This is a genomic window from Falsiroseomonas sp. E2-1-a4 (assembly GCF_051433165.1).
GTDB lineage: Bacteria > Pseudomonadota > Alphaproteobacteria > Acetobacterales > Acetobacteraceae > Falsiroseomonas.
On record NZ_JBHMFS010000007.1, the window covers coordinates 122,391 to 135,274 of the forward strand.

Here is a 12,884-nt window from a genome sequence, read left to right on the forward strand (position 1 = left end):
GGTCAGTCCGCCATCGCGGCGGAACGCGGCACCGCGGGTTCGCCCGGTCGCGGCGAACTGGTAAGGTTCAGCAGCCGCGCCACACCGCCGGAATCACCCAGCACGGCCGCCTTCTCAGCGCGCGTCAGCGTGGCAAGTGCGCCGTCCAAATCCTCCGCCTCCTCCAGCTTTGCGCAGCCCAGCAGCAGTGCAGGATCGAGCGGATCCAGTCGTGGGCGCCGCGGCGGCGGCAGCATGGCCAAATGGGCGTCCCGCAGCGCCGGATCAGCCGCCAGGCGCTGCACAGCCTCCATCGGGCGCGCCTGCTCCATCAACCGGCGTCGGATGGTGTTGGAGCGGTTCAGTACCGCCGGCGGGGCGGATTCCTCGGGAATTGCAAGCAGGCCGATCTGCCGCAGCCACGTCGCCCGCCGCGCCGTCAGTGCCGCCAACGGCACCGCCAGCGCCAGGCCCAGCGTCACCGGCAGCATCCACAACGCCAGATAGGGCGAAACGAGCCAAGAGGCGGCGCCGAACAGCAGGCCGAACAATGTGTGCCGCCAGTACAGCCGGAACACGGTTTGCCAACCGAGCGTGCCGTCGTCGCGCTGCTGCGGCTGCCAGCCGGAGTCGCGGCCCGTGATGATCGAGGCGACATCGACGCTCTGCGTCAGCATCGTCACCGGCGCCAGCAGCCCGGCGACCAGCGTCTCCACCAGCATGCTGAGAAAGGACCGGACGGTGCCGCCGATGCCGCGCCGTTCCTCCGGATTTAGCAGCAGCAGGAACCACGCCAGCAGCTTGGGCACCAGCAGCAGCGCCATGGTGCCGATGAACAGCCACATGGCGCGCACCGGGTCCACCACAGGCCATTCCGGGAACAGCGACGGGCCGGATGGGAAGTAGTTCGGTCGGATGAAGCGCACCTCCAGCGCGCCGAACACGCCGACCACCAGAAACAACAGCCAGAGCGGCGCGGTGATGTAGCTGCCGATCCCGGTGAACAGATGCAGCCGGCTGATCGGGTGTAGCCCACGCGCGCCCAGCACCGCCGCGTGTTGCAGGTTGCCCTGGCACCAGCGACGGTCCCGCACGGCGAGTTCGGTCAGCGATGGTGGGCTTTCCTCGTAGCTGCCGCGCAGCGCGGGCACCATGTGGACGGCCCAGCCGGCCCGGCGCAGCAGCGCGGCCTCGACGAAATCATGGCTGAGGATATGCCCGCCGAAAGGCTTCGGGCCGCGTAGGGTCGGCAGGCCGGCATGGTCGGCGAAGGCACGGGTACGGATGATGGCGTTGTGGCCCCAGTAATTGCCCTCCGCCCCATGCCACCAGGCGATACCGGCGGCGATCATCGGGCCATAGACCCGGCCTGCGAATTGCTGCATCCGGGCAAAGAAGGAATTGCCGTTGACGATCACCGGCAGGGTCTGGATCAGCCCGACATCGGGGTGCGCCTCCATCGCCGCGGCCAGGCGGACCAGCGCATCACCCTCCATCACGCTGTCGGCGTCCAGCACCAGCATCTGGGGATAGGCACCGCCGAAGCGCTGCACCCATTCGGCGATGTTGCCAGCCTTGCGCTCGTGGTTCTTCGGGCGGCGGCGGTAGAAGATATGCGCGTGGTCACCGGTGCGCTCGCGCAGCGCCAGAAACGCGGCTTCCTCCGCCACCCAGGCGTCGGGGTCGGTGGTGTCGCTCAGGATGAAGATGTCGAAATTCGCGCCGCGGCCGGTTGCTGCCAGGCTTTCGTGAATCGCCTGAAGCCCAGCCATCACCCGTTCCGGCGGCTCGTTGTAGACCGGCATCAGCAGGGCCGTCCGGTCGTGCAGGTCCGGTATCGGCGCGGCGGGATCGATGCCGAGGCGCCGCCCGCCGCCCGCCAGCAGGCTGCCGAAGCCGGCGAGCGCGCTGAGGAAGGACAGCGCGATCCAGCCGAACAGCGCCACGAAAAGCCCGAGCAGAACAAGCTGGATCGCGGTGGGCCGGCTGACGTCCAGCACCTGCGCCATTTCCCAGGCCCCGAATGCCGTCAGGGCCACCGCCCCGCCAAGCACCAGGAAGCGCCGCAGCGCCATCCAGCGCGGCGCGGAAGGTCGCGCGGTGGGGCCGGGCGCGGGCGCCTGGCGTAGCGACTGCACCGGCATCGGCAGCGGCGCCGCTGTCGGCAGATGGTGCCATTCCGCAGTGGGGTGGATTACGCCGTCCATCGGTAGAGCCAGGTCTCGGTCAGCGGCTGCTCGCCCAGCTTCAGCACGGCGCGCAGTTCCACCAGCCGTGCCGCACCCGGCACCAGTTCGAAATGCACGCGCCAGCCGCCATTCTGCGAATTGCGCTGCACCACCGTGTTGCGGATGGTGCCGGCGCTGTGCGTCAGATCGAGCGTCGGGCTGGCATCGGGCGGCACTTCACCAGCGCGGCCGCCCGCGACATCCAGCACGAACAGCCGCCCGGTCCGTCCGGCGCCGCCGATCCGGGTTTCCGTGAACTGCGCCAGCGCCGGGTTGCCAGGGAATACCGGCATCCAGTGCAGGCGATAGACGAAATTATACTCCTCGCCCGGCCGCATCGGCTGATCCGGCCGCCAGAAGGCGACGATGTTGTCGTGCACCTCGCTGTCGGTCGGAATCTCGACCAGTTGCACCTGCCCCGCCCCCCAATCGGCGATCGGCTCCACCCATAGCGAGGGGCGGCGCTCGTAGACTGCTTCCAGGTCGTTGTAGGAGGCGTAGTCGCGCTTCCGCTGCATCAGGCCGAAGCCGCGGGGATTGACCTCGCGGAACTGGCTGATCTGCAAATCGCGCGGATTGTGCAGCGGCCGCCAGATCTGCTCGCCGCGGGAGGTGGCGATCATCAGCCCGTCGGAATCATGCACCGCATTGCGGTAGTCATCGGTGCCGATCCGGTCATTGGGGGCGAAGAAATACATGCTGGTCAGCGGCGCGATCCCGGCCGCCACCAGCGCCACCCGCGGATAGATCACCGCCTGCACGTCGAAGACGGTGTTGTCGCCCGGGCGGATGGTGAAGCGGAACGCGGCGCTGGCGCTCGGGCTGTCGAGCAGCGCATGCACCACAACCGAATTGGCGCCCGCATGCGGGCGTTCCAGCCAGAAGGCGCGGAACAGCGGAAACTCCTCGCCGGCCGCATCGGCGGTCTTGATGGCGAGGCCGCGCGCCGAAAGCCCATAGATCTGCCCACGCCCGACCGCGCGGAAATAGGACGCCCCGAGGAACACCGCGAGCTCATCGAACACCCCCTGGGTGTTGAGCGGGTGATGGATGCGGAAGCCGGCATGGCCGAAACCGGCGCCCGGCGCCGGCCGATCGCCCAGCGTGAAGGCAGCCGGGTCATAGGGTATGGGCCGGCTGCGGCGGTCCACCACCTCATGCAGATCGACCTTCTGGGCGTAGAGGAAGCCGCGATGGAAAAGCTGGACGTTGAAGTCCGAATTGTCGCCGCGCCACATCGCCGCCTGTGGGTTGAAGCGCAGCGTGCGGTAATCGTCATAGCTGAGATCGGTCAGGCCGCGCGGCAGGGTGCTGTCCGGCGCCTTGTAATCCTGCCGTGCCAATTCCCGCGCCAGGTCGCGCACCGTGCTGTCGCTGAACGGCGTGCCGGCTGACGCCGCGGCCGGCTGCGCCTCCACCTCCTCGGCGGCGGAACGCAGGAACAGCGCGGAGGAGGCGATGAGGGTAAGGGCGGTTCGGCGGTGCAAGGCGGGCCCCCAATCGGCAGGTTGGCGCCAGCCGTGCGGGGGTTCCCGACGAGGCGTGGCACACACGTAACGAGGCCGAGCCTCGCCGGTTGCATCACCCCTGGTCGCTGTAATGCCGCACCGCAATATTTTGCGCGCGGCGGCTGCTTCAGGCGCGCTGCGCCTGTTGCAGCTGTGGCCCCTCGGCATCCTGGGGCTGCGGAAATTCCAGCCGCCAGGTGATGCCGGCCGGGTCGGACTGCAATTCGGCCTGGCCGCGCAGGTCATGCCTGACGCAGCGCTCGATCAACCTGGCCCCGAAGCCGCGGCGGCTGGCGCTGACAATCGGCCGGGTGGCACATTCGGCCCAGCGCAGATGGACCCACATCTCGCTTGCACCATCCGGCGCTGGCTGCTGCGCCCGCTCTGCCCCTGGTGGCGCCGGCGCCAGGGTCCAGGTCACCGCGACCTCTCCACCCGAATCCGGGCGGAGCGCGCCGTGCTTGGCGGCGTTGGTCGCCATCTCATGCAGCACCATGGCCAGCGACAGGGTCTGCTTCGCAGGCAGCGGCAGGTCCGGGCCGCGCACCAGCACCGCGGCGCCGAAGGGGGCCAGCGTGTCCCGCACCAGCGCATCGAGCCGCACCTGGCCATTCTCGGACGCGAACAGCGCATCCTGCGCCTTCGCCAGCAGCGAAAGGCGGGGGTTGAAGCTGCGCCGGAACTCATCCAGGGAGGCGCTCTGCGTCAAGGTCTGCGCCACCATGGACTGCACCACGGCCAGCGCGTTCTTCACCCGGTGGCGCAGCTCCGCCGTCAGCAATTCGCGCTGGCGTTCCGCATGGCGCCGCTCGCCGACATCGAGGAAAGCCGCCACCGCCAGCTTCACCCCACCGGCCGCGCGCACCGGCGCGGCACTGACCGACAGCACCGTCTCCCGTCCATCGGCGCGGCGGAGCGGCAGCTCGAGGCCTTCCGTCGTCGCGCCGGACTGGATGGCGGCGCGCAGCGGCCCGGCGAGCGGTTCGGGCAAGGGGATCGGTACCGGCTCGCCGCCCGTCCCCTCTCGGAGACCGGGGCATTCGAGCAGCGCGCGCGCCCGGGCATTGCGGAACACCTCCCGCCCCGAGGACATCTCGGCCAGCACGACGGCGACCGGCATTTCGCCGAGTACGTCGCGCAGCCGCGCCTCACCCTCCCGCAATTCCTGCTCCCGCATCGCGACGGCATCGGCCAGGGCGTTGAAGCCGGCGGCAAGGCGGCCGATCTCGCTGCGGTCGTCGCTATGGCTGCGGGCGGCATGGTCGCCGGCGGTCCAGCGCCGCATGGTCTCCAGAAGCTGGTCGACCGGGCGGCTCAGGTAGATCCGGCCGAACAGCCAGGCGGCGGCCAGGGCCGAGAGCAGACCAGCCAGCACCATCAGCACGGCGCGCTGCGTCCCTTGGTTCACCTGCCGCAGCGCCGGCCCGGTCGGGAAGCCGGCGCTGACATAAAGTCCCGGCGCGCCGGCGCCGACCGGCACATAGCCCAGGATCTGCGGCGTACCGTCCTCGCCCATGATCTCGATCGCCCCGGGCTCGGCGGCCTGGACCAGCGCGCGGATGGGGGCTGGCACCGCGGTGCCGATGAAATCCTGCGGCTGCGGCATGCGGGCGACGATGAGGCCCTGGGCGTCCGCCACCGTCACGGCGACGTCGGGCGGCATGGCGCCGGCGGCGACCAGATTGTCCGAAAGCCAGACCGTGTCGATGCTGGTGATGGCGACTCCGGCGAAACGACCCTCGGACATGATGGGCAGGGCGAGGGGCAATATGCGCCGCACCCCGCCGCCCGGACGGGGCACTTCCATCACTGCGCCGATCTCGAAGGCCCCGCTGTCCCGTGCCCGCAGGAAATACGGCCGGGTGGCGATGCTGCTGGGACCGGCGGCACCGGCGGAGCTGCACAGGATGCGCCCCTCCGCGTCGCTCACGCCGATCGAGGCGTAGCGCGGCAGGCGGGCGCTCAGCGCCGCGAGCCCGGTACCGCAACCGGGATAGGTACCGCCGCGCAGATGCGCTTCGCCTAGCGCCGCCAACAGGTTGCGAGCGCCTTCCAGCACGCGGTTGAGCTCGGAGGCGGATTGCAGCGCAAATCGTTGCGCCTCGGCGCGCACCTCCGCGAGGCGTCCCTGGCGGGAGGCAACCTCATGCCAGGCCTGAATCGCCAGCGATGGCATGACGGCCGCCGCACATAGCACGGCGATGCGTGTCGAAAGGCGCATCCGGGTAGTTTATTCCCTGTACGCAACTAAATCTTTGTCGAGGTCTGGGAACTAGCTGCGTCAAACACAAGTCGCAAGCGAAACCGAAGTCAAACCTTTTACCGGCGCCGCAGACGGCAAAAAGGGGCGCCCGAAGACGGGCGCCCCCTTCCGAAAATCAAACTGCGCAACGATGGGGTCAGGCAACGTCGCCGGGGCGGCGCAGGGTCGGGTCATTGGCCAGCCGCATATCGTCATGCGCGGTGCCGATCGGGCGCGCACCGACGTAGCCAGGATTGCGCGTCGGGTCCTTGGCCGGGTCCCAGCCATCGGTGCGCCACTCCGCCTGGCGGGATTCCATGTCCACCGGGCCATGCTGCTGCAGGATCCGCTCCGCCTCGGCAGCGCGGCCTTCCTCGGCGCGCACGGCGACCAGGTGGCCACCGCGACGCAGACCCTCGGAGTAGGTCCCCGCATGTTCCTCCTCGACCCCGGCCGAGGTCAGGGTGCCGATCAGGCCGCCCGCGGCGGCGCCGACGCCGGCGCCGGTCAGCGTGGCGACAAGCCAGCCGGCCGCGACCAGCGGACCGATGCCCGGAATGGCCAGGGCGCCGATGCCGGCCAGCAGGCCGGCGCCGCCACCGACCACGGTGCCGAGCGAAGCGCCGGTCGCCGCGCCGGTTTCGGTGGTCGTGTCGGCGGTGGTGCCGGTCATGCCGCTGCCGGCGCCGCCGCGGATCGAATCCGCACCGACCTGGTTCCGCGCCGCGCCTTCATTGGCGCTGCCCATATAGGTGATGTCGTCATGCGCGAAGCCGGCGGCCTCCAGGCTGCGCACCGCCGCATGTGCGGTGGCGGAATTGTCGAAAAGCCGGGCGATGGTACGGGTTGCCATGGGTCAGGTTCCTCTCTTGCAATGTCTGGCGCTGATGCGCGCGGCCTCCGTGCCCTGAGCGATCAGGCCCTGGCGGGATGCCGCGCGCGGCTTGCGGCTGGGTCAGTCCGTGGCGACGATGTTGCCCTGGTAGTCGAGCGCAACACCGGTCGGCCGGCCGTTGCGGACGGCGCGACCACGCCAGACGCCCTGCTCGTCCAGGCGCAACGCCTGCACATCGGCATAGCCACCATCCTGCATGCGGGACCGGGCCTGGCCCTCGGTGAAGGAATTCGCCCCGCTCAGCGGCGCCACATCGCTGCGGGCTTCACCCGGCGTGGTGGTGCGCGGCATCATCGCCCCGGCACCCTGCGCGGGCGCCATCGGCGTGGTGGTGCCGGTTGCCGCGGTGCCACCGGTGGCGGGCGCGCCCATCATCGGCGCTGCGCCAGGGTGCGTGCCCGCCGAGCCCATCGGCTGACGGGAGCCGGGCAACGGCCCGCTGGCGCCGGGATTGGTCTGGGCGGCGCGGCCGCCCTGCGGCGAGGCCGGATCGGCCGGCGCAATGCGCGGCGCGCTACCCGTTTGCGCGGTGCCGGGCTGGCTGCTGCCCATCGCACCGCCCATCCCGGGCGCCTGGTCCGCACGGCTGCCGGGCGGCATCGGAGTGGGGTTGATGTTACGCGCCGGAGCGCCCGCGCCCTGACCGCCACTGCGCTCACCCTGCTGCGTCACTGGCTGACCGGCCGGGCCCAGATTGGGAACGGTGGCGCTGGGCGAGGTGCTCTGCGCGAAGGCGCCGCCGGAAAGGCCGAGAACAGCCGCGACCGCGCCTGCGAGTGCCATGTGCCGTGTGGTCATGGATGATCCTCCGAGTTGGTGTCCGAGCTCTGACCGGGTGTCGAGCACCCGCACCATTCCAGAACGCCGGCAGACCCGGATTGTTCGTCTCGTCCCCGGTATGGCCCCGCACAGCGGCGCGAGGACTCCGCGCTTCAGCCCTTGCCGCGCGCCACGAAACCTGCATCCGGCTGCGGTCCGGTGATGGCGAGGGCGGCATTCGCGAAGCGCGGATCATCCGTCACTTCGGCGCCGAGCCAGGCCGGCAGGCGGGGCTGCACCGTCTCATCCGCCAGTTCGACCTCCGCCAGCATCAGCCCGGCGAAATGCGCCGGCGCCTCGAACACGTCCACGGTCCAGATATGGCCCTCATGCGGGACCTCGTAGCGGGTCTTCACCAAAGGCGGAGCGGCACAGAGCGCCAGCAGACCTTCCGCATCCTCGGCCGGGATCGGGTATTCGAATTCAGGGCGGGCGCGCCCCAGGCTGCCCGCCAGCGCCGGACCCTTGATGGTCAGGAAGGCGCGTGTGCCGGCCAGCCGCACCCGGACATGGGCGGCGTGCGGGCCGGGGGCGGCGAGGTAGCCCTGGCGCATCGGCACCCCCGGCCCGTCCACCGCCTGGCGCCATCCCTCATCCGCCACCAGGAACTTCCGCTCGATCTCGATGCCCATCCGGCGCCTCCATACAGGTGGAGGCTACCGCAGCGGCACCGGAGCGCCCACATCTGCGGCGACATGAACATCCTCACCCCCGTCCAGACCCTCGTCGAGTTCTTCCCGCAGAAGCGCCCGGTGCCGTCCGGCGGCCCGCCGCTGCGCGTCGTTTCCCCCTATGAGCCCAGTGGTGACCAGCCGGCGGCCATCGCCACCCTGCTGGAAGGGCTGGGTAAGGGGGAGCGCGACCAGGTGCTGCTGGGCGTCACCGGCTCCGGCAAGACCTTCACCATGGCCAAGGTGATCGAGGCGGTACAGCGGCCGACGCTGGTCTTGGCGCCGAACAAGACCCTGGCGGCGCAGCTTTATGGAGAGATGAAGTCCTTCTTCCCCGACAATGCGGTGGAATACTTCGTCAGCTACTACGACTACTATCAGCCGGAGGCCTATGTGCCCCGGACCGACACCTACATAGAAAAAGACGCGCAGATCAACGAGCAGATCGACCGGATGCGGCATTCCGCCACGCAGTCGCTGCTCGAACGCTCGGACGTCATCATCGTCGCGTCGGTGTCCTGCATCTACGGTATCGGCTCGGTCGAAACCTATTCGCGCATGGTGGTGAAGCTGGAGCGCGGAGGGAAGATCGAGCGCGACGTGCTGATCAAGGGCCTGGTCGAACAGCAATACCGCCGCAACGACAGCGCCTTCCAGCGAGGTACCTTCCGGATCCGCGGCGAGACGGTCGATATCTGGCCCTCCCAGCTGGAAGATCGCGCCTGGCGGGTCAGCCTGTTCGGGGATGAGATCGACGGGCTGAAGGAATTCGACCCGCTCACCGGGGAAATCACGGCGGACCTCGACCGCGTCGCGATATACGCCAACAGCCACTACGTGACGCCGCGCCCAACCATGCAGCAGGCGATCATCAGCATCAAGGCGGAGCTGAAGGAAAGGCTGGCGGAGCTGAACGCGGCCGGCCGCCTGCTGGAAGCCCAGCGCCTGGATCAGCGCACCACCTTCGACATCGAGATGCTGGAGACCACCGGCGTCTGCAAGGGCATCGAGAACTACTCGCGGTATCTCACCGGCCGCAAGCCGGGCGAGCCGCCGCCCACCCTGTTCGAATACCTGCCGGAGAACGCGCTGCTGGTGGTGGATGAAAGCCACGTCACCGTGCCGCAGATCGGCGGCATGTATCGCGGCGACTTTGCGCGCAAATCGGTGCTGGACGAATTCGGCTTCCGGCTTCCGTCCTGCAAGGACAACCGGCCGCTGAAATTCGAGGAATGGGACGCCTATCGCCCCACCACCGTCTTCGTCAGCGCCACCCCCGGCCCGTGGGAGATGGAGCGCACCGGCGGCGTCTTCGCGGAACAGGTGATCCGCCCGACCGGCCTCGTTGATCCGGTCACGGAAATTCGCCCGGTCGAGGGCCAGGTGGACGACTTGCTGGCCGAATGCCGCAAGGTGGCGCTGGCCGGAGGCCGCATCCTGGTCACCACCCTGACCAAGCGGATGGCGGAGGATCTGTCCGAATACATGACGGAAACCGGCATCCGCTGCCGCTACCTGCACTCGGACGTGGACACGCTGGAGCGCATCGAGATCATCCGCGATTTGCGCCGCGGCGTCTTCGACGTGCTGATTGGCATCAACCTGCTGCGCGAAGGGCTGGACATTCCCGAATGCGCCCTGGTGGCGATTCTGGACGCCGACAAGGAAGGCTTTCTACGCTCCACCACCGCGCTGATCCAGACCATCGGCCGCGCCGCGCGCAACGTGGATGGGCGCGTGGTGCTGTATGCCGATGTGATGACCGAAAGCCTGAAGAAGGCGCTGGGCGAGACGTCTCGGCGCCGGACCAAGCAGCAGGAATGGAACGCCGCGCACGGGATCACGCCCACCTCCATCCGCCGCGACATCTCGGACGTGCTGCAATCCGTCTATGAGCAGGATTACGTGACGGTCGAGGCGGTGGAGGGCGACGGCACCGCCAACTTCGTCGGCAAGGATATCGGCGCCAGCATCGCGGAGCTGGAAAAGCGCATGCGCGCCGCCGCCGCCGACCTGGAATTCGAGGAAGCCGGGCGGCTGCGCGACGAGATCAAGCGGCTTGAGGCGCTGGAGCTCGGCCTGCAGCCCAACATGGCCGGGCGGTCGCTACAGGACAGTGCGCCGCGCGGTGGCGCCGCCGGGTCCGGCAAGGGGCGGGCGAAGCAAGATTGGAAGCCGAAGCCGATGGGGCCGGGCGGCGGCGGCTACGACCCGAACAAGGCTAAGGGCGGGCGCGGCAGGCGGCGCGGCTGATCGCGGGGACGTGACTTCTTGTGGCAAGGTCAAGGCAGATCCCGCCGCATGGCCGCCCCAGGTCTCAGGCCTATTCGTCCCCGCAACCAATTGGGGAACGAATCACATGCGATTTTCGGCAAGCAGGCTTTTTCCGCGCCTGGCAGTGGCCAGCGCGCTTCTCATCCCCCTGGCAGCCTGCGAGGGCATGTCCCGTGGCCAGCAGCGGGCCCTCTCCGGCGGTGCCATCGGCGCGGCGGGCGGTGCTGCCGTCGGCGCCATCACGGGCGGGTCCGCCGTGACCGGCGCCCTGATCGGCGGTGCCGGCGGCGCGGCGGTGGGTGCGCTGACCACCCCCAGCGGCGGCCGCCGCCGCTAAAGGCTTCAATCCGGGCGGCGAGCACGGCGACGTGCCAGCTTCGCCAGCCCGGCCGCATCGAAGTCATCGCGCGTCGTATCGATGATGAAGGGCAGCCGCCCACCCGGGCGGCGCAGGATGACGGCGAAGGACCAGGCGCCGCGCGCAGGGTAGCGCCGCTCCGGCGCCGTCGCCCGGTGCAGGGCGGCCCAGGGTAGCAGGTGGCGGCGCCGGCCGCGGAAGCCCAGCGTCTCCACCAGCAGGCCGCCCGGCAGGGCTCGGATTTCCGTGACATAGAGGCTGCGATACAGCTCCATCCCCAGCGCCATGACAGCCAGGATCGGGGCCAGGATCACCAGTGCCAGCGCATCGCCCGCCGGCCCTAGCCAGGCCAGCGCCACGGCACTTAGCGCGACGGCCAGGGCTGCGGCCCATAGCCCATACTGCACCACCCGCGCCCGCCCCTGCCGGGTGTTGCGATAAAGGCTGCCTTCCGCCGTCACCGCGGCGAACCGGGTCTGTGCCACCCCTTCGGCCGTTGCCGCATGGTGCTTCCTCCGCATCTGTCATCCAGCAGAACGCCTGCGCCGGGCGCGGGTCAACCGGCGTTTGCTGCATTGGCCATCCCGCCGAGACCGGGCTATCTGCCGCGGCGCATGACCCCCGCCCTTCCCCTACCGCTCCCCCTGGCCGATTCCGTGCCGCGTGCCGCCTTCGTCACCGGTGGCGGCAAACGCCTGGGCCAGGCGATGGCCTTGGCGCTGGCCGGGGCGGGGTTCGACGTGGCGATCCATTACGGCACCAGCGCAGCGGAGGCGGCGGAGACCGTCGCCCGCATCAAGGCGCTCGGCCGCCGCGCCGTGGCGCTGCAGGCCGATCTGGCGAAGGAGGCGGAGGTGGCGCCGCTGATCGGCCAGGCGACCGCGGCGCTGGGCCCGATCGGGGTGCTGGTCAACAACGCTTCCACCTTCGAGCGTGACGAATGGCATGACGCGACGCGGGAAAGCTGGGACGCGCATCTGGAGGCGAATCTCCGCGCCCCGTTCGTGCTGGCCCAGGCCATGGCGCGCGGCCTGGCTGCTCCGATCCAAGGCGTCCTGAGGCAAGGCGTCATCGTCAATCTGCTGGACCAGCGGGTCTGGTCGCTGACGCCGCATTTCATGTCCTACACCGTGTCCAAGGCGGCGCTGTGGACGCTGACCCAGACGCTGGCGCTGGCATTGGCGCCGCGGATCCGGGTGAACGCCATCGGGCCGGGGCCGGCACTTCCCTCCCCGCGCCAATCCCAGGAACAATTCGACCGGCAATGCGCCTCCGTGCCGCTGCGGCATGGGACCGGGCCGGAGGAGGTGGCGCGCGCCCTGCTCGCCATCCTGTCCCTGCCGGCGATGACCGGGCAGATGATCGCGCTGGATGGCGGGCAGCATCTGCAGTGGGCGCCAACGGCCGGCGCCGCGGAGATTGCCGAATGATCCAGGCGCCGAACATCTACGTCCCGGACGCCGCGCGTGGCACGCGGGTGGTGTTCCTGCGCGGGCTGGAGCTGATGGCCCGGCTCGGCATCTACGCGCACGAAAAGGCCGGCCCGCAGCGCATCATCCTGAGCGTTGAATTGCTCGTGGAGGATGATGCCGCGCCGGCGGCGATTGGGCCGGATGATTTTCGCCGCGTGGTGGATTACGAGCGCCTGGTGCTGGCCGCCCGCGCCACGGTGGCGGAAGGTCATGTGCTGCTGGTGGAGACGCTGGCGGAGAAGGTGGCGCTGGCGGCGCTGGCCGACCCGCGGGTGGAGCGCGCGCGGGTGACGGTGGAAAAGCCGGACGCCTTTCCGGACGTCATGACCGTGGGCGTGGTCGTCGAGCGCGTGCGCGCCGGGTGACGGGGCCCGGGGATAAGTCTGCCCATCCTCCGATCAGCAAAATCGGTATACCAGGACGGCAGGTCCGCCGCGC

At 69.8% G+C, this 12,884-nt stretch carries 11 protein-coding genes; 4 read left to right on the forward strand and 7 right to left on the reverse strand.

Annotated elements, in window-relative coordinates; all coding sequences use genetic code 11:
- Positions 1 to 2: 2 nt before the first annotated feature.
- The 6 genes from mdoH to ACFHNC_RS09930 form a co-directional block, all read right to left on the reverse strand.
- Positions 3 to 2,186 (reverse strand): glucans biosynthesis glucosyltransferase MdoH, encoded by a 2,184-nt coding sequence (gene mdoH / locus ACFHNC_RS09905; RefSeq protein WP_437169045.1) that lies wholly within the window; start codon positions 2,184 to 2,186, stop codon positions 3 to 5.
- Complete coding sequence (locus ACFHNC_RS09910; protein WP_437169046.1) at positions 2,174 to 3,694, reverse strand: glucan biosynthesis protein; 1,521 nt, start codon at positions 3,692 to 3,694, stop codon at positions 2,174 to 2,176. Before ACFHNC_RS09910 ends, mdoH begins: the two co-directional genes overlap by 13 nt.
- Before the next feature lie 148 nt (positions 3,695 to 3,842).
- A complete protein-coding gene (locus ACFHNC_RS09915; protein ID WP_437169047.1) occupies positions 3,843 to 5,936 on the reverse strand; it encodes a sensor histidine kinase in 2,094 nt (697 codons plus the stop codon).
- 178 nt (positions 5,937 to 6,114) lie between these two features.
- Positions 6,115 to 6,810 (reverse strand): hypothetical protein, encoded by a 696-nt coding sequence (locus tag ACFHNC_RS09920; RefSeq protein ID WP_437169048.1) that lies wholly within the window; start codon positions 6,808 to 6,810, stop codon positions 6,115 to 6,117.
- A 102-nt stretch (positions 6,811 to 6,912) separates the two neighbouring features.
- On the reverse strand, positions 6,913 to 7,650 hold the full coding sequence (locus ACFHNC_RS09925; protein WP_437169049.1) for a hypothetical protein: 738 nt from the start codon (positions 7,648 to 7,650) through the stop codon (positions 6,913 to 6,915).
- Between the two features lie 134 nt (positions 7,651 to 7,784).
- Positions 7,785 to 8,303, reverse strand: a complete 519-nt coding sequence (locus ACFHNC_RS09930; protein ID WP_437169050.1) for a CYTH domain-containing protein — start codon at positions 8,301 to 8,303, stop codon at positions 7,785 to 7,787.
- A gap of 63 nt (positions 8,304 to 8,366) precedes the next feature.
- On the opposite strand from ACFHNC_RS09930, the gene uvrB reads away from it, so the two are divergent.
- Entirely contained in the window at positions 8,367 to 10,595 is a 2,229-nt protein-coding gene (uvrB, locus tag ACFHNC_RS09935) for an excinuclease ABC subunit UvrB (protein ID WP_437169051.1), read from the forward strand.
- A gap of 106 nt (positions 10,596 to 10,701) precedes the next feature.
- Complete coding sequence (locus ACFHNC_RS09940) at positions 10,702 to 10,953, forward strand: hypothetical protein (RefSeq protein ID WP_437169052.1); 252 nt, start codon at positions 10,702 to 10,704, stop codon at positions 10,951 to 10,953.
- Between the two features lie 5 nt (positions 10,954 to 10,958).
- On the opposite strand, the gene ACFHNC_RS09945 is transcribed toward ACFHNC_RS09940, so the two are convergent.
- Positions 10,959 to 11,459: a hypothetical protein gene (locus ACFHNC_RS09945; RefSeq protein WP_437169053.1), complete on the reverse strand. Its 501-nt coding sequence runs from the start codon at positions 11,457 to 11,459 to the stop codon at positions 10,959 to 10,961.
- A 129-nt stretch (positions 11,460 to 11,588) separates the two neighbouring features.
- Between ACFHNC_RS09945 and ACFHNC_RS09950 the strand changes: the two genes are divergently transcribed.
- Positions 11,589 to 12,404 (forward strand): SDR family oxidoreductase, encoded by an 816-nt coding sequence (locus tag ACFHNC_RS09950; RefSeq protein WP_437169054.1) that lies wholly within the window; start codon positions 11,589 to 11,591, stop codon positions 12,402 to 12,404.
- Positions 12,401 to 12,811, forward strand: a complete 411-nt coding sequence (gene folB, locus ACFHNC_RS09955) for a dihydroneopterin aldolase (RefSeq protein ID WP_437169055.1) — start codon at positions 12,401 to 12,403, stop codon at positions 12,809 to 12,811. The genes ACFHNC_RS09950 and folB overlap by 4 nt, the downstream gene beginning before the upstream one ends.
- Positions 12,812 to 12,884: the final 73 nt, after the last annotated feature.

What these genes read in the sequence shown, in the direction of transcription:
- mdoH (WP_437169045.1), bottom strand. Translation starts at nt 2,186, where the DNA reads ATGGACGGCGTAATCCACCCCACTGCGGAATGGCACCATCTGCCGACA.
- ACFHNC_RS09915 (WP_437169047.1), bottom strand. Translation starts at nt 5,936, where the DNA reads ATGCGCCTTTCGACACGCATCGCCGTGCTATGTGCGGCGGCCGTCATG.
- ACFHNC_RS09920 (WP_437169048.1), bottom strand. Translation starts at nt 6,810, where the DNA reads ATGGCAACCCGTACCATCGCCCGGCTTTTCGACAATTCCGCCACCGCA.
- ACFHNC_RS09925 (WP_437169049.1), bottom strand. Translation starts at nt 7,650, where the DNA reads ATGACCACACGGCACATGGCACTCGCAGGCGCGGTCGCGGCTGTTCTC.
- ACFHNC_RS09930 (WP_437169050.1), bottom strand. Translation starts at nt 8,303, where the DNA reads ATGGGCATCGAGATCGAGCGGAAGTTCCTGGTGGCGGATGAGGGATGG.
- uvrB (WP_437169051.1), top strand. Translation starts at nt 8,367, where the DNA reads ATGAACATCCTCACCCCCGTCCAGACCCTCGTCGAGTTCTTCCCGCAG.
- ACFHNC_RS09940 (WP_437169052.1), top strand. Translation starts at nt 10,702, where the DNA reads ATGCGATTTTCGGCAAGCAGGCTTTTTCCGCGCCTGGCAGTGGCCAGC.
- ACFHNC_RS09950 (WP_437169054.1), top strand. Translation starts at nt 11,589, where the DNA reads ATGACCCCCGCCCTTCCCCTACCGCTCCCCCTGGCCGATTCCGTGCCG.
- folB (WP_437169055.1), top strand. Translation starts at nt 12,401, where the DNA reads ATGATCCAGGCGCCGAACATCTACGTCCCGGACGCCGCGCGTGGCACG.